The sequence below is a fragment of the Haloleucobacter albus genome (assembly GCF_052492075.1).
Map to the genome: position 1 here is coordinate 162,309 of NZ_JBQWAS010000025.1, position 15,836 is coordinate 178,144.

A 15,836-nucleotide genomic window follows, 5' to 3' on the forward strand; every position below is an offset into this window, starting at 1 on the left:
GTTCTGTTCTTGCCGGCGCGCCTGCTGGGGCGTGCCTGTCACCACATGGCGGCGGACATCATGAAGCCGGAGGTCTCAGCCGGGCGTGCGCCGTGGCGGAGGTTTCCGGTTGTCATGCCTGTCCTCATGCCGCTCTTCCGGTTCCGGGAGGCGGGGCGGCGAACCGCCCGCACCTGAAGCGTGCCGGGTGGCGAACCATCCGGGTGAAGAGGCGTTCCCGATCAATACCGGCTCAGTAAGCGCCGGAAAGCAGGGCGCCGGCGCCCGGCACCACCGGCTCAAGATCAAGCGCCTTGAGCATCTGGTAGGTGGTGGCGATGGCGGCGGTCAGTGTCGGCTTGCCGGTCATGGCTTCCACTTTGGCGACGCTCGGCAAAGAGGGCATCTGCACGCAGGCGGAGAGCACGATGGCGTCCACATCCGATGTATCCAGCTCGGCGACGATGCCGGGCAGGTTGGCCGGGTCATGCGCGGCCACCTTCAGATTGTCGGAAATTTCCAGCGCGCGGTGGGTGACGACTTCCACGCCCTCGGCCTGGATATAATCAATCACCATCTTGGTCAGCGGCTTCATATAAGGCGCGACGACGGCGATACGCTTGGCCTTCATCACCTCCAGCGCCTCCACGAGCGCGCCGGCGCTGGTGACGATGGGGGCTGGGGCGTTGTTCTCGGCTGTCACCTGATGCAGACGCTTCTGGCTTTCGCGGTGATAGCCATGGCCCATGGACATGATGGCGACGAGACAGGCATAGCCCAGCACATCCACGCGAGCGTCGGAAAGTTCCAGCGCGCAGCGGTCGGACTGGGCGTCCATGGCGGCCAGTTCTTCCTTTGTCACATGCTTCATGCGCATGCGGGCGGAATGGAAGGTGAAGCGTTCTTCCGGGCGAATGAGCTGACGGGCTGTCAGCATGGCCGGAATCTCGGTCTCCATGGTGATGTTGGAGCTGGGGACGATCTGGCCGATGCGATAGGTCTTGGTCATGGTCGGGCTCACTTCTTTCCGAAAGAGGTGCCAAGGAGGGTGTCGAGGGCGTCAAAGAAGCCATCAAAATCATCCCAGGGGATCATGTGGCCGGCATTCGGCACGCGGGCGCTGCGGATGGCGGGGTTGAGGGTGGTGATCTCGGCCTCGTCGGCAGCCTCGATCACACCGCCCCGACCCGCGATCATGAGCGAGACGGGCATGTCCAGCTTCGGCAGGTCCTGATGGATGTCGTCGGTGTGGAAGCCCTCGAAGGCGGTGACGATGGCTGGCTCGTAGCAGGTGTGCAGCCATTCGGCCCGCAGGGCGCGCTGTTCTTCCGTCCATGTGGGGCAGAAGGCGCGCATGGCCTCGGCGTCCATTCCCTTTTCGGCAAGGCGGATGGAATCCACATACCAGGGCAGCTTGGAGGGATAGGCGCGGCGTCCGGGGCCGGACACCGGCGGGTCCACCAGCACCAGCCGGCCCATGCGGCTGGCATCCTTCGCGGCGGCGCGAATGGCGATGCGCGCCCCCATGGAGTGCCCCAGAATGATGGCGTTATCCAGCTTCAGCGCATCCAGAATGGCGACGACATCATCCGCCATCGCGTCCAGGCTGTAATCCAGCTCCGGCCCGGAGGAGGAGAGGCCGCGTCCGCGCGCATCAAACACATAGACGTTGAAAACCTCGGCCAGTCGCTCGGCCACGAACCCCCAGGTGATGGCCGGGCTGGTAATGCCGGGCACCAGCACAAGGGCCGGGCCGGGGCCGGCGTAATGAAGATAGTGATGACGAATGCCATTGGCCGCGATGTTATGGCCTGTCGACTGAATTCTGTTCACGCTGCAACCTCCGCGCTGCAACCTTTTGGGCTTCCACCAGCTTGTTTTTTCGCCGTTTCACACCATGCGTGGCGGGGTGATCCATCTGGGCCGGCGGGATTTGACTTCCACGCCTTTTCCCCGGAATTTGACTTGGATCATTCCGCTGTCACAGGGCGCGTGAGACACTGCAAAGTTTGCCTCAATTGCGACTAAATATATTGTACGCACTATTTATACATCTGTGCAAGAGAAAGCCGTGCAGTCTCGTGCGCTGCAATCGCCAATAAAATGAGCGGCTTGCAAAATTTTTGGACGCCATCTCCATCGCCTACCGTAAGGCATTAATAGTGCATACGTTATTTCTGGAGGTTGGGCGGGAGAGCGCCTGACATTCCGGCAAGGGGAATTGCGCCGCTGTCTGTCCTGTGTAATGCGCCGGGGATATATTGCGCGGGCAGGCAGACTGCCTTTCGCCTTGTGGATGCAATGTAAGGAGAAACCCGGTGGAGAAGCCTGATGCTTCCGGCATGAAGGGCGCGGCCGAGGCCAGCTATGTCTTCTCGGATCAGGTGGGCTATCTCCTGCGCCGGGCCTATCAGCGCCATCTGGCCATCTTTCAGGCCCATGCCTGTGATGAGAACCTGACCAGCGTGCAGTTTTCCACCCTGTGCGCCCTGCGCGACGGGGGAGACCAGTCCCAGGGGGAGCTGGTGAAGGCCACCGGCGTGGATCAGGCCACCATTCGTGGCGTGATAGAACGGCTGAAGAAGCGCGGGCTCGTGGCCCTGCGCAAGGACCCGCAGGATGGCCGCAAGGTGGTGACCAGCCTGACTGACGCCGGCTCCGAATTGCTGGAACAGATGATTCCCTGCGCGGCCCGGATTACCGAGCTAACCTTCGGTTCGCTTTCCGCCGTGGAGCGTACGGCGCTGTTGTGCACGCTGCGGCGCATGCTGGAAGAAGAATGAGCCAGCTTCACGAAAAGGCGGACGGAAGGTGTCGGCACTCATATTGAATCACCGGGACGATTCAATATGAATGGGCGCTGTATCCGTCCTCGTTGCCGACGTGAGAGGGAGAACCAGCCGGGTGAGCCGAATGACACAGAACGCTTCTTCCTCCTCCCTCGCGGATCTGCGCGCCGAGATCGACCGCATCGACGAGACCATGCATTGCCTCCTGATGGAGCGCAGCGAGATCATCGACCGGCTGGTGGCGGTGAAGCGGGGCGCATCCGAAGGTTCTGCCTTTCGCCCCGCGCGTGAGGCGGACATGATGCGCCGGCTGGTGGAGCGCCATCATGGCCTGTTGCCGCTGGATACGGTGGAGAGCATCTGGCGGGTCATCATCGCCACCTTTACCTATGTGCAGGCGCCCTATTCGGTCCATGCCGATCTGGCTGTGGGCGAGCCGGCGATGCGGGACAGCGCCCGGTTTCATTTCGGCTTCACGGTGCCCTTCGTGCCGCATATGAGCGCCGGGGCGGTGATTGATGCGGTGGGCGCCTCCACGGGCGATCTGGGCCTGTTGCCGGCCGCCACCAGCGGCGGCATGGCGTGGTGGACCGCGCTGGAAGGCGAGGGTGCGCCCAAGATCATCGCTCGTCTGCCTTTCGTGGAGCGGGCGGACCACCCGGCCGGCCTGCCGGTCTTCGTGGTGTCCCATCCCATCAATGACGCGGCCGTGCGTGAGGTGGAACTGTACGCCCTGCGGGTGACGGGCTGGGGCGCGGCTGCCGCGCGGGCCATGCCTGCCTGTATGGATATGCTGCTGGCAGCCGATGCCGCGCTGGATGGTGCGGCCCTTCTGCTTTCAGTGCCGCCCGGCCACAAGATTGATGAGGCCACCGAGGCGCTCAAGGGCGCTGGCGTCAGCCTGCGCAGCGTGGTGCATGTGGGCAGCCATGCGGCCACGCACCGTGTGGATGTGGCCGCCGGCGCGGCCTGAGCGTACTGCGCCGGGCTGGCCGTTCCGGGCGGCTGGCCGCGAAAGACGGGTACGCCCCGTTCGGAGCCTGCCTGCGCGAGATCCGCGGAGGTGACACCCCTGCCCGTCCTCGGCGTCTTACCTTGTGTTGAGGCGCTCGGCCAGTCGCGACAGATCGCGATTATCCGGCACCATCAGCGAGAGGCGGCGGGCAAGGTCTGCGGCGCGCGCCAACTGACCCTGACGCATCGCATCATCCAGCGCCAGATTCAGCAGGCCGGGATCATGGGGGTGGCGTTTGAGAGCCTCTTCAATCACCCGGCGCGCGCCTTCCGCATCGCCGGCGGAATTGAGGGCGACCGCATAGACATAGCTGTAATGAGGTTGATCGGGGGACAGTCGCGCCCCGTCCTTCAGGGCCTCCAGCGCCTCGGCGTAACGCTTCTGGCGGATCAGCGACAGGCCGAGCGCATGATGGGCGACGCCGGTATCCGGCACCTGCCGGATGGCCTCCCGCAGAAGCTGTTCCGCCTCCGCTTCCCGGCCCTGAGCGCGATAGAGGTCGGCCAGATTGACGGCAAGCGTGGTCGCTCCGGGCATAAGGCGCAGGCCGGCGCGCAATTCGGCTTCCGCACCAACAGGATCATTCTGCTTCAGCAGCAGGCTGGCCAGATTGGCGCGCGCATCCGGGCGATCGGCATTCAGGCGCTGGCCCTTCTCATAGGCCGCCATGGCCGCGACCAGAGCCTCGCGGTCCGCTTCGGCAAGCGCATCCAGCGGCCGGTCGGCCAGCAGCAGCCCGGCTTCCATGCGCACGGCAGCCACCGGGTCTTTCAGTAGGGGGGAGGCCAGCCGCCAGCGGTCTTCCAGCGGTGCGCCATCAAGCGCACGTACCGCCACCAGACGCACCATCGGGTCTTCATCAGAGAGGGCCTGCATGGTGGAGGCAGCTGTCGCCTGTGAGGGGAATTGCTGCGCCTCCGAAAGAGCCGTGGCTCGCGCAATGCCGGGGGCGTTCGGGTCTGCGGCCAGCTTCAGCAGCAGCTCGCGCGCGCCGGGCTGGCCGGCACGGGCGCGATGGAAAGCTTCCGTCCAGCTCTGGAAGCCCTTGCGCTCCGGTCCATGCCAGCGCTCCACCGTCTCTGCCGCCCAGCTCGCGCTCTTGTCAGTATGGCAATCGGTGCAGGTATTCGGGGTGCCGAACTTCACCGAAAGATCCGGCCGGGGAACCCGGAAGGAATGATCGTGCCGTTTGTCGACGACCATATAGGTTCGCGCCGGCATGTGGCAGGAGATGCAGTCCGGCGCGTTTTTACCGGGGGGATGGCCGGTATGGCTGCGGGCCTCGAAGCGCTCCGGCTGGTGACATTGCCCGCACAGCTGCGCACCATCGGCCTTCAGCTTCTGGCTGTGCGGATCATGACAATCGCTGCACACCACACCTTTGGCGTACATCAGGCTCTGTTTGAAGGCGTGATCGTTGAACACTTCGTCCAGCATCTGGCCGTCATCCTCGAACAGACCTTCGGAGAGCAGGACCGGCAGATGGGTGTCCATGAGGGGGTGGCCGGGCTGCCAGTCTTCCGAGAAGGGGCTGCGGCGGCTGTGGCAGCGGGCGCAGGTTTCCACCTCGTCACCGGCCGGGCGTGAGACGCCATGGGCCGGGCTGCCGGTGCCGGGGTCGGGTGTCCAGTCCGGGGTGGGGCGGCGTGCGGGCATGGTGGCGAAGCCTTTCAGGCCATCGCCCGTGGCGCTTTCATCATCATGGTCGCGGGCGGCCCATTCCAGATGTCCCAGTGTGTCGCCATGGCAGGCCGCACAGCCCACATTGATGCGGGAAAAGCTGGTGTGGAAGCTGTCCGTGGCGGCGTCATATCCCTTGCGCACCTGGGTGGAGTGGCATTCCGCGCACATATGGTTCCAGTTCTGGTCCTGCCCGGTCCAGTGCAGGGTGTTGCCCGCAGGAATGGGCTGATCGGGATAGAGATGGAACCAGCGCTGCCCGCCTTCCGCCTTCGGTCGGCTGTCCCAGGCGAAGGGCAGGGCCTGAATGCGGCCATCGGGGAAGGTCACCAGATATTGTTGCAACGGCTCCACGCCGAATGTGTAGGTCACCTCATAGGTCTGCGGCGCGCCATCGGGCCCGTCCGTCGTCACCATGAAGGCATCGCCCTTGCGGAAGAAGCGGGCATGGCTGCCGAGATGCTCCGCTTCTACGCCGTTGAAATCCCCCAGCACCGTGCTGGCATTGGCGTGCTGCATGGCCACGGCATGCTGGGAGCTGCGCCAGGCTTCCACTTCCGCCGCATGGCAGGTGGCGCATTCCTGCGCGCCATTGGCAGGCGGCCCATCTGCCGGAGGTTGGCTGGCCGTAAGCCGTGTAACGGCTGCGGCGTCCTGCATGTGGCTCAGCGTGATGGCCGTCGCCGACAGCAGCCCGATGGCCAGTGCGACAAGGATGGTTCTGACGTGGTTCAACGCTGTTTTCCTTGTCGCGCCCTGCCTCGCCTTCAGGCTGGCCGCATAACGCGCGTGCAGATGCTGTGGCTCTGAAGGCAGTATGCCTCTTGGTTGCAGGGCATAATAGTTCCAACCTGTTTCGCCTTGCGACATTCCTTGGGTCTTTCGACCTGTCGTCCGGTCATCTCCTGCGGGGAGGCTGGGGGCTCATTTTCATCATTTCGGAACCGAGCCGGAAGAAGAAGCCACCGCGCTGATCCAGATCGGAAAAGCGCGGGCCTGGGGCATGCCTTGCCTGTCTTCCTGCTGAACTTCGTCGTCTTCATTGCTGGACAGGACAAGGGAGGCTGCCTAAATGCTGGCGCGGTGCACCACCTGTGTGGCCTCTTTTCAAGCCGGATCTGTCGGCAAAGGGGCCGCCGGCCGGATTCCAGCGTGAAGGCCGGCGACTTCGGGTGTATGCCGTTTGGTGCAGGCCCATTCGGGCCTGATGTTGTTCCGGAGCTTTTTTCAATGTCCGCAGAAGCGTCCACTCCCTCGCGTCCCGAGCCTCGTTCCGGTGTCATGGCCATCAGCGCCTATGTGCCGGGCAAGAGCCATGCGCCGGGGGTGGAGAAGGTCTATAAACTCTCCTCCAATGAAACCCCGCTGGGCCCGAGCCCGAAGGCGGTGGAAGCCTATGCCACCTCCGGTGCGCAGCTGGAGGAGTATCCCGATGGTTCCGCCCTTGTGCTGCGTGAGGCCATCGCCCGCACCTATGGGCTGGACCCGGACCGTATCATTTGCGGCGCCGGCTCTGACGAGATTCTCAATCTCGCCGCCCATAGCTTTGTGGGGCCGGGGGATGAGGCCATTTATTGCGAACATGGGTTTTTGGTCTATCGCATCGCCACGTTGGCGGCGGGTGGCACACCGGTGGTGGCGAAGGAAACCGATCTGACAGCCGATGTGGACGCCATTCTCGCCTGTGTCACGCCGCGCACCAAGATGGTGTTTCTCGCCAATCCCAATAATCCTACAGGTACTTATCTGCCTATGGCGGAAGTGCGTCGCCTGCACGCCGGTTTGCCGGCTCATGTTCTGTTGGTGCTGGATGCCGCCTATGCTGAATATGTGCGGCGCAATGATTATGAGGTGGGGCTGGAGCTCGCCCTTTCCGCGCCGAATGTGCTGATGACGCGCACCTTCTCCAAGATTCACGGCCTTGCCGGGCTGCGGATCGGCTGGGGCGTGGCCTCAGCGGAGATTATCGACGCCATGAACCGCGTGCGCGGGCCGTTCAACATGAACACCCCGGCGCTGGCTGCCGGCGCTGCGGCCATTGCCGATACGGCGCATGTGGAAATGGCGGCGGACCACAATGCCCGCTGGTTGCCCTGGCTGACGACGGAGATCGAGAAGCTGGGCCTGAAGGTGACGCCTTCCGTGGCCAATTTCATTCTCATCCATTTCCCGGATACGCCCGGCCGCACCGCGCGTGATGCCGATGCCTTCCTCACCCGTCGTGGGCTCATTCTGCGAGCGGTGACCTCCTACGGCTTGCCGGATGCGCTGCGCATGACGGTCGGTTCCGAGGAGGCCAACCGTCTGGTGGTGGCTGCGCTCGGTGAATTCATGGCCGGCGGTGCAGATGCGGGGAGGGGGGCGTGATCCCTGTTCTGTTTGGCCGTGTGGCCATTATTGGCGCGGGCCTGATCGGCTCCTCCATCGCCCGTGCGGTGCGCGAACGCCATCTGGCCGGCACGCTGGTGGTGGCGGATCGGGATGCGGCCGTATGTGCGCGTGTGCGTGAGCTGGGCTTTGCCGATGAGGTGACGCAAAGCGCGGCGGAAGCGGCGCGCGAGGCGGATGTTGTCATTGTCTGCGTTCCGGTGGGGGGCGCCGGCGCTGTCGCCGCAGAGGTGGGGCCGGTGCTGAAGCCCGGCGCCATTCTCTCTGATGTTGGTTCAGTAAAGGGCGCGGTGCTGGAGGCCATGGCCCCCCATGTGCCGGCCCATGCCCATCTGGTGCCGGCGCATCCGGTGGCCGGTACGGAGTTTTCCGGCCCTGATGCCGGCTTCGCCAGCCTGTTCGAGAACCGCTGGTGCATCGTCACCCCGCCGGATGGCGTGGATGGTGAAGCCGTGACCCGCCTGTGTGATTTGTGGCGCGCCATGGGGGCGAATGTCGAGGTGATGAGCGCCAAGCGGCATGATCTTGTGCTGGCCATCACCAGCCATCTGCCGCATCTCATCGCCTACAACATTGTGGGCACGGCGGCCGATCTGGAAGACAGCCTCGCCTCCGAGGTCATCAAGTTTTCGGCTGGTGGCTTCCGGGACTTCACCCGCATCGCGGCGTCGGACCCAACCATGTGGCGCGATGTCTTCCTCCAGAACCGTGAGGCGGTACTGGAGATGCTCGGCCGCTTCACGGAGGATCTCACCGCGCTGCAACGGGCCATCCGCTATGGCGACGGGGAGGCATTGTTCGATCAGTTTACGCGTACCCGCGCCATTCGCCGTTCCATCATCGAGATGGGGCAGGAGACGGCCGCGCCGGATTTCGGACGCCGGGCCGCCGAAAAGCCAAAGCACGAGCAGAGCTGAACGCTGTTGCGTAAACAAAAGGCCCCGGTCCTTGCGGATCGGGGCCTTGTTTGTGGGCCAGAAGGCTCAGCCGGTGATGGCGAGACCAATCAGCCCGGCCACGCCCACAAAGATGCGCCACCAGCCGAAGGGCGCATAGCCGTGCCGGCTCACGAAATCCAGCAGGGTGCGTACCACCAGAACGGCGGAGCAGAAGGCGGCGACAAAGCCAATCGCGATCTGCATGCCGTCATCGACCGAGAGCGAGCCGAAATTCTTGTACAGATCATAGGTGAAGGCCCCCAGCATGGTGGGCAGGGCCAGGAAGAAGGAAAATTCCGCCGCTGCCCGCTTGTCCATGCCGAGCAGCATGGCGCCCACAATGGTGGAGCCGGAGCGCGACACGCCGGGGATCATCGCCAGGCACTGGCAGAAGCCGATCTTCAATGCCATGGGCAGTGGCACGCCCATGGCATTGTTATAGTGCGGCTTTAGAGCCAGACGATCCACGAACAGCAGCACAATGCCGCCCAATATGAGCGTGATGCACATCAGGGCCGGGGTTTCGAACAGCACGCTCTTGATGAAGCCATGGGCCAGCACGCCGATAAAGGCCGCAGGCAGGAAGGCCACGATGATGGAGAGCAGAAAACGCTGTGCGCCCGGATTGGTGGGCAATTGCCGTGCCACGCGCAAAAAGCGTTCAAAATAGACCGTGATGATCGCCAGCACCGCACCCAGCTGGATCAGGATCTCGAAAGTGTAGCCGGTATTGTGGATGCCGAGAAAACGGCCTGCCAGCAGAATATGGGCGGTGGAGGAAACGGGGATGAACTCGGTCAGCCCTTCCAGCAAGCCAAGGAAAAGGGCTCCGAGCATGTCGCCGATGGTCATGGACGCGAGATTCCGGAACAGCGGGGCAAGCAGGGCGGGCCATGTGAGGTGTCGCCCGGATGCTGCCCCCTCATGGGACAAATGCGATTTGCCCGCACAAAGCGGGCGGGCAGGGCTTTATGCCTCTTTTGGCGGCTGTGCGCCACCGTGGATGCCCCGGTGCGGCGACGGACGATAAAATGTGATGCGCCGTCATTTTCATGCCATCTCCCACCTTCAGAGGGGGAGAGGAAATGATGCCGCCGCAGATGTGGACAGGCGGGCTGCTCTGGGGCCTATGTGGGGCTCGGGAACTAAAAGGAAAGAATCCACCATTATTCATGGGGCAACGGCTTGTCCGCTCCCTTCCTTCAGGCTGCCTTGCGCGTGGATCTGCCCAGATCAATCTGTTTTGGTCAATCTGTCCGCAGCAGCTGCCGAATGTGCATGAAATCTGCCTCCATGTATCTGTATCACCATCCCTTCTGCCCCCATTCGCGTTTCATCCGTCTGCTTCTGGCCGAATATGGGCTGGAGCCGGAACTGGTGGAGGAGCGGGTGTGGGAACGCCGGCCTGAATTTCTCGCACTGAACCCGGCTGGCGAAACTCCGGTGATTGTGGAAGAGCAGACCCCTTCCGTACCGGGGGCAAGCATCATCGCCGAATATCTGGATGAAACCCGTGGCCTGGCGCTGGCGCCGCACCGCCTGTTGCCGGAAAATCCGGGGGAGCGGGTGGAAGTGCGCCGTCTTACCAGCTGGTTCCATGACAAGATGTTCGTCGAGGTGACTGAGCCGCTAGTGCGCGAACGCATCTACAAGCGCTATATGAACCGCGCTCAGGGCGGTGGTGCGCCGGATGCCACAGCCCTGCGCATGGCGCGCAACAATATGCGCTATCATCTCAAATATATTGGCTGGCTGGCGCGGGCCCGCAAATGGCTGGCAGGTGAGCGCATGAGCCAGGCCGACCTGGCCGCCGCCGCCCATATTTCGGTGGTGGATTATCTGGGTGACGTGCCGTGGGATGAGGATGAATATGCCCGCGACTGGTATGCGCGTATCAAATCCCGCCCCTCTTTCCGCGCGCTTTTGGCGGAAAACATTCCCGGCATGCCACCCTCCCGGACTTATGCGGATCTGGATTTCTGAAAAAGCCTGCACCATCCCTTTCTGGCCCTGAGCTGGCCGCCCATATTGGCGCACTGGCCCGCGCTGAAGGGTTTGACGCCACGGTGATCGCCGATCCGCGCACCGTGGTGGTGCCCGGCGCGCGGCTGCGCACCTGGGTGGCCACCGGCGCGCATGGCGAAATGGGCTGGATGGAAGACACCAAGGAGCGCCGCGCCGACCCGTTGACCTTGTGGTCCGCCATGCGTTCCGTGGTGATGCTGGGTTTGAATTACGGGCCGCAGAGCGACCCGCGCGCCATTCTGGAGCAGCGCGGCAAGGGGGCGATCTCGGTCTATGCTCGTGGCGATGATTATCACGAGATCATCAAGCCACGCCTGAAGCGCATCGCCCGCGGCCTGCTGGCTGCGGCGGGTGGGGGTGATGTGAAGGTGTTTGTGGACACCGCACCCCTGATGGAAAAGCCGTTGGCTGAGGCCGGGGGGCTGGGTTGGCAGGGCAAGCACACCAATCTGGTCTCGCGTGATTATGGCTCCTGGCTGTTTCTGGGGGCGGTGGCCACGACGCTGGAGCTGCCCCATGGCGCACCGGAGAAGGACCGTTGCGGCTCTTGCCGGGCCTGCATTGAGGCTTGTCCCACGGCGGCCTTTCCCGCGCCTTACCGCATTGATGCGCGGCGCTGTGTCTCCTACCTCACCATTGAACTGAAGGGGGCCATTCCGCGTGAGATGCGTCCGCTTCTGGGCAATCGCATCTATGGGTGTGATGATTGCCTTGCGGCCTGCCCGTGGAACAAGTTTGCGCAGGCCGGGCAGGAAATGAAGCTGGCCGCCCGCCCTGAAAATGATGCCCCGGATCTGCGCGAACTGGCGCTGCTGGATGATGCCGCCTTTCGCGCCCGCTTCTCCAAAAGCCCGGTCAAGCGCATCGGGCGGGATCGGTTCTTGCGCAATGTGCTGATCGCCATGGGCAATAGTGGGGATGGGCAGATGCGTGACGCGGTGGAACCACATCTGGCTGATCCTTCTGCACTTGTGCGGGGGGCAGCTGTGTGGGCGCTGTCGCGTCTTGTGTCGGGTGAGGAGTTTGCCCGCTGCCGGGCGCAGGCTCTGGCCGCAGAAAGCGACGCGGATGTGCAGGCCGAATGGCAGGTCGCCGCGAAAGAGGGGCAGAACGTAAAGCTCTGAATATGGGGATGGTGGCGGGATACGGCATTGTGTCGTCTTGTCCTGCACGCCAAGCGCCGTCATCCTGAAGGCATGATGACTTCAGCTCCCCTTTCCCTGACAGCCATCGGCCTTGGCTATTGTGCCCGGCATCTGGTGGTGAGCCGCCCCGGCCTGTTCGCGCCTGTTGTGGGCACGGCCCGCAGCGCGGAAAAGCTGGCGGACATGCCGGATGGCGTGCAACCCCTGCTCTTCGATAGCGAAACCCTTGCGCCGGAATTGGTGCAGGCGCTCTCTCATACGGATATTCTGCTGGTTTCGGCCCCGCCGGATGAGCGGGGCGACCCGGTGTTGCGCGTGGCTGGCGAGGTGCTGGCACGGGCGCAGGTGAAGCAGGTGGTTTATCTCACCACGCTGGGGGTCTATGGCGATCATCAGGGTGGCTGGGTGGATGAGACCGGCCCGACCCATGGCGAAAGCCCGCGTCTGCAACGCCGGCTGGATGCCGAGGCGGCCTGGCTGGCCTTTGGTGAGACACAGAAGATTCCGGTGGCGGTGCTGCGCCTCGCCGGTATTTATGGGCCGGGTCGCAATGTGCTGGCGCAGTTGCGGGCTGGCACGGCGCGCATCATCGACAAGCCGGGCCAGGTGTTCAACCGCATCCATGTGGAAGATGTGGCGCGGGCCATCGTGGCGGTGGTGGCACAGCGCTTCAGCGGCCTGCTGAATGTGACGGATGATCTGCCGGCCGCATCCGGTGAGCCGATCAGGTTTGGCGCTGAACTTCTGGGTGTGGCTCAGCCGCTCGCAGTGCCATTTGATGAGGCGGCAAAGGCCATGAACCCCATGGCGCTGAGCTTCTGGGCTTCCAGCAAGCGGGTCTCCAATACCCGGCTCACAAAGGAGCTTGGGGTGGAGCTGGCTTATCCCACCTATCAGCAGGGGTTGAAAGCACTGGCCGAGGCGGGGGAGGGAGCCTGAGGTCTCTCTGGCAGATTATTTGGGGAGGTTGGGAAACCGCCCCAAATGTTTCACATGAAACCTTCAGCAACGCAGCAGGCTCTCATTTCCGGCGGAAAGTGAGATAAGAGGGAATGCGCCCTTCACGCAGGGCCTTGGCCTCATAGCGGGTGCCGGGCCAGTGCGGGTAGGGCGTAGTCCAGTCTGCTGCGGAATCCGCCAGCCATTCAAAGCCGCCATGATTGCGGATATGGGCCAGCGTCCAGCCAACATAATGCGGCACATCGGATGCGAAGCGGAACACACCGCCGGGGCGAATGACGCGGGCGAGCCGATCCAGATTATCCGGGCGCACGAAACGACGCTTCCAGTGGCGCTTCTTGGGCCATGGGTCCGGGTAGAGCAGATCCGCGCCATTGAGGCAGCCATCCGGCAACTCTTCCAGCAACAGGGCGGCGTCATGGTCATAGAGGCGGATATTATCCTGCCCGCTTTCTGCCAGCGCACGGGCCATGCTGGCCATGCCATTGAGGAAGGGCTCAACGCCAATGAAGCCCATATCTGGCTCCCGCGTGGCATGGGCGAGCAGATGTTCACCGCCTCCAAAGCCAATTTCCATCCACAGGCCACGCGGTGGTGCGGCGAACAGCGCCTGCGGTGTGCGGGCCTGTTCCGGCGTGATGTGAAAGCGCGGGAGAATGTCGTCTATGGCGCCCTGTTGCCCGGCACGCAGGGGCTTGCCAATGCGCCGGCCATAAAAGGAGCCGGGGGCCAGAGCATCGGAATGCAGCGTATCGACGTGCAAATCAGGAGGCGCGCTGGTCTGCTGTGCGTGCGCCTTGCCAGATGCCGGGGCTTTCCGGTCCATCTTGCGGGTGGTGTCTGGCCCTTCAGAAGCCGGGGCAGAACGCATATCAGAATCAACACTCATCAGACGGCCTGAACGCGAATCAAAAATACAACCGTAGCGTGCCAATTTAATCGGCTCGCATCGTGTCGCCGGATCTCCGGTGACGATGAAATGGCTTGCGGCAGCAGAATCAGCAATTGCACCGCAACACACAAAAGCCCTCCCGGCCGGAAAACCGGTCGGGAGGGCTGTATTTCGGAACACTCCGCGCGGCCTGAAATAAACAGCCGACGAAATGGCCTTGAAGGGGACCCGGAATCAGGCCAGAGCCGTCTTCAGCGCATCCACAAGATCGGTCTTCTCCCAGGAGAAGCCGCCATCTTCATCCGGCGTGCGGCCGAAATGACCATAGGCTGCGGTGCGGGCATAGATGGGCTTGGTGAGGCCCAGATGCTCACGGATGCCACGCGGACGCAGGTTCATCACCTCGCGCAGCACCTTTTCCAGCTTGGCTTCTTCCACATTTCCGGTGCCGTGCAGGTCCACATAGACCGCCAGCGGATCGGACACGCCAATGGCATAGGCGAGCTGAATGGTGGCGCGGTCGGCAAGGCCGGCGGCGACCACATTCTTCGCCAGATAGCGTGCGGCATAGGCGGCGGAACGGTCCACCTTGGTCGGATCCTTGCCGGAGAAAGCGCCACCGCCATGCGGGGCCGCGCCACCATAGGTATCCACAATGATCTTGCGTCCGGTGAGGCCGCAATCCCCGTCGGGACCACCAATGACGAACTTTCCGGTGGGGTTCACATGCCACACGGTTTCGGGCGAGATCCAGCCTTGGGGAAGGGTCTCGCGGATATAGGGCTCCACAAGGGCCTGCACATCGGCGGAGCTGAGACGCTCGTCGAGATGCTGGGTGGACAACACGATCTGGGAGACGCCAACCGGCTTGCCGTCTTCATAACGCACGGTCACCTGACTCTTCGCGTCCGGGCCAAGGGCCGGGGCAGCACCCGAATGGCGTGCGTCCGCGAGGTTTTTCAGGATTTTATGCGCATAATAGATCGGCGCAGGCATCAGCTCCGGGGTTTCACGCACGGCATAGCCGAACATGATGCCCTGATCGCCGGCGCCTTCATCCTTGTTGCCGGCAATATCCACGCCCTGCGCGATATCAGCGGACTGCGAATGGAGCAGCACCTCGATATCGGCATATTCCCAATGGAAGCCTTCCTGCTCATATCCGATATCACGGATTGCCAGGCGGGCCACATGGGCCAGCAATTCATGGGTGATGCTCGAAGGGCCACGCGTTTCGCCGGCAATCACCAGGCGATTGGTGGTTGCGAGGGTTTCGCAAGCCACGCGGATCTGGCTTGGATCCCATCCTTCGGCTTCAGCCGTACGGAAGAAGACATCCACGATTTCGTCGGAGACCCGGTCGCAGACCTTGTCCGGATGCCCTTCGGAGACGGATTCACTCGTAAAAAGATAGGATGGACGCACCATGTCTGGACCCTTCTTGCACCAAGCCGCATCGCGGCGCACCCCATTCACAACGCAAACGAGGCGAGGTCAAGATCGCGGAGAAGGAATCGTTCGTCAAATCGAACGATCATTCCTCGTTTTCTTCGGCTATGGCCATGACCAGATCCACGATCCGACGGCGAACCTTCGGGTTGGAGATACGCATGAAGTTGCGTGTCAGTGTCAGGCCTTCGGACGTGGCGAGAAAGTCGGATACATAAGCAGGTGATGCAGCTTCTTCCACACCTTCGGTTTCGGGGCCGACCGTAGGTGCGCCTTCGAAGAAGAATGCGACAGGCACGCCCAGAACGATGGAGATTTGCTGCAAACGGCTGGCGCCGATGCGGTTTGTCCCCTTCTCGTATTTCTGGATCTGCTGGAATGTGATGCCGAGGCTCTCGCCCAGTTTTTCCTGGCTCATGCTGACCATCATGCGTCGCATACGGACGCGTGAGCCAACATGTTTGTCTATGGGGTTTGGCACCTTCTTGGCCATGGTCTCTCTGGCTGTGTCGGAAAGAGTCATCATTACTTCGCGGTGCGAAGGTTGCCCTGATTGCGCGGGAACATAAGCGTACA

Annotated in this window: 14 protein-coding genes; 7 read left to right on the top strand and 7 right to left on the bottom strand. The window is 63.0% G+C overall.

Translation table 11 applies throughout. The features are described from left to right. Window positions 1-232: 232 nt before the first annotated feature. Complete coding sequence (locus ACT6QH_RS08090; RefSeq protein ID WP_444974303.1) at window positions 233-988, bottom strand: maleate cis-trans isomerase family protein; 756 nt, start codon at window positions 986-988, stop codon at window positions 233-235. 8 nt (window positions 989-996) lie between these two features. Next, window positions 997-1,812: an alpha/beta fold hydrolase gene (locus ACT6QH_RS08095; RefSeq protein ID WP_444974304.1), complete on the bottom strand. Its 816-nt coding sequence runs from the start codon at window positions 1,810-1,812 to the stop codon at window positions 997-999. A 485-nt stretch (window positions 1,813-2,297) separates the two neighbouring features. Here ACT6QH_RS08095 and ACT6QH_RS08100 point away from each other — a divergent pair, with 485 nt between their 5' ends. Both ACT6QH_RS08100 and ACT6QH_RS08105 read left to right on the top strand, forming a co-directional pair. Further along, entirely contained in the window at window positions 2,298-2,762 is a 465-nt protein-coding gene (locus ACT6QH_RS08100) for a MarR family winged helix-turn-helix transcriptional regulator (RefSeq protein WP_444974305.1), read from the top strand. 130 nt (window positions 2,763-2,892) lie between these two features. Then, window positions 2,893-3,741, top strand: a complete 849-nt coding sequence (locus tag ACT6QH_RS08105) for a chorismate mutase (RefSeq protein WP_444974306.1) — start codon at window positions 2,893-2,895, stop codon at window positions 3,739-3,741. 117 nt (window positions 3,742-3,858) lie between these two features. Here ACT6QH_RS08105 and ACT6QH_RS08110 read toward each other — a convergent pair whose 3' ends face one another. Continuing rightward, window positions 3,859-6,198, bottom strand: coding sequence for a tetratricopeptide repeat protein (locus tag ACT6QH_RS08110; protein ID WP_444974307.1), 2,340 nt, complete (start codon window positions 6,196-6,198; stop codon window positions 3,859-3,861). Between the two features lie 495 nt (window positions 6,199-6,693). Here ACT6QH_RS08110 and hisC point away from each other — a divergent pair, with 495 nt between their 5' ends. Both hisC and ACT6QH_RS08120 read left to right on the top strand, forming a co-directional pair. After that, window positions 6,694-7,830 (top strand): histidinol-phosphate transaminase, encoded by a 1,137-nt coding sequence (gene hisC / locus ACT6QH_RS08115; protein WP_444974308.1) that lies wholly within the window; start codon window positions 6,694-6,696, stop codon window positions 7,828-7,830. After that, entirely contained in the window at window positions 7,827-8,768 is a 942-nt protein-coding gene (locus ACT6QH_RS08120) for a prephenate/arogenate dehydrogenase family protein (RefSeq protein WP_444974309.1), read from the top strand. The genes hisC and ACT6QH_RS08120 overlap by 4 nt, the downstream gene beginning before the upstream one ends. 66 nt (window positions 8,769-8,834) lie before the next feature. On the opposite strand, the gene ACT6QH_RS08125 is transcribed toward ACT6QH_RS08120, so the two are convergent. Next, the gene (locus tag ACT6QH_RS08125) at window positions 8,835-9,641 is read right to left on the bottom strand and encodes an undecaprenyl-diphosphate phosphatase (protein WP_444974310.1); all 807 of its coding nucleotides are present in this window, start codon (window positions 9,639-9,641) and stop codon (window positions 8,835-8,837) included. A 441-nt stretch (window positions 9,642-10,082) separates the two neighbouring features. Here ACT6QH_RS08125 and ACT6QH_RS08130 point away from each other — a divergent pair, with 441 nt between their 5' ends. From ACT6QH_RS08130 to ACT6QH_RS08140, 3 genes are read left to right on the top strand one after another with little or no spacing between them, the layout of a single operon-like run. Then, a complete protein-coding gene (locus ACT6QH_RS08130; protein WP_444974352.1) occupies window positions 10,083-10,772 on the top strand; it encodes a glutathione S-transferase family protein in 690 nt (229 codons plus the stop codon). Continuing rightward, on the top strand, window positions 10,769-11,938 hold the full coding sequence (gene queG / locus ACT6QH_RS08135; RefSeq protein ID WP_444974353.1) for a tRNA epoxyqueuosine(34) reductase QueG: 1,170 nt from the start codon (window positions 10,769-10,771) through the stop codon (window positions 11,936-11,938). Before ACT6QH_RS08130 ends, queG begins: the two co-directional genes overlap by 4 nt. Window positions 11,939-11,965: 27 nt before the next feature. Next, complete coding sequence (locus ACT6QH_RS08140) at window positions 11,966-12,898, top strand: SDR family oxidoreductase (RefSeq protein WP_444974311.1); 933 nt, start codon at window positions 11,966-11,968, stop codon at window positions 12,896-12,898. Between the two features lie 82 nt (window positions 12,899-12,980). Here ACT6QH_RS08140 and trmB read toward each other — a convergent pair whose 3' ends face one another. The 3 genes from trmB to ACT6QH_RS08155 all read right to left on the bottom strand — a co-directional run bounded on the left by trmB (window position 12,981) and on the right by ACT6QH_RS08155 (window position 15,753). Further along, complete coding sequence (gene trmB, locus ACT6QH_RS08145; protein WP_444974312.1) at window positions 12,981-13,808, bottom strand: tRNA (guanine(46)-N(7))-methyltransferase TrmB; 828 nt, start codon at window positions 13,806-13,808, stop codon at window positions 12,981-12,983. Window positions 13,809-14,045: 237 nt separating this feature from the next. Then, window positions 14,046-15,239, bottom strand: a complete 1,194-nt coding sequence (gene metK, locus ACT6QH_RS08150; RefSeq protein WP_444974313.1) for a methionine adenosyltransferase — start codon at window positions 15,237-15,239, stop codon at window positions 14,046-14,048. Window positions 15,240-15,345: 106 nt separating this feature from the next. Further along, window positions 15,346-15,753 (bottom strand): helix-turn-helix domain-containing protein, encoded by a 408-nt coding sequence (locus ACT6QH_RS08155; RefSeq protein ID WP_444974314.1) that lies wholly within the window; start codon window positions 15,751-15,753, stop codon window positions 15,346-15,348. Between the last annotated feature and the right edge of the window lie 83 nt (window positions 15,754-15,836).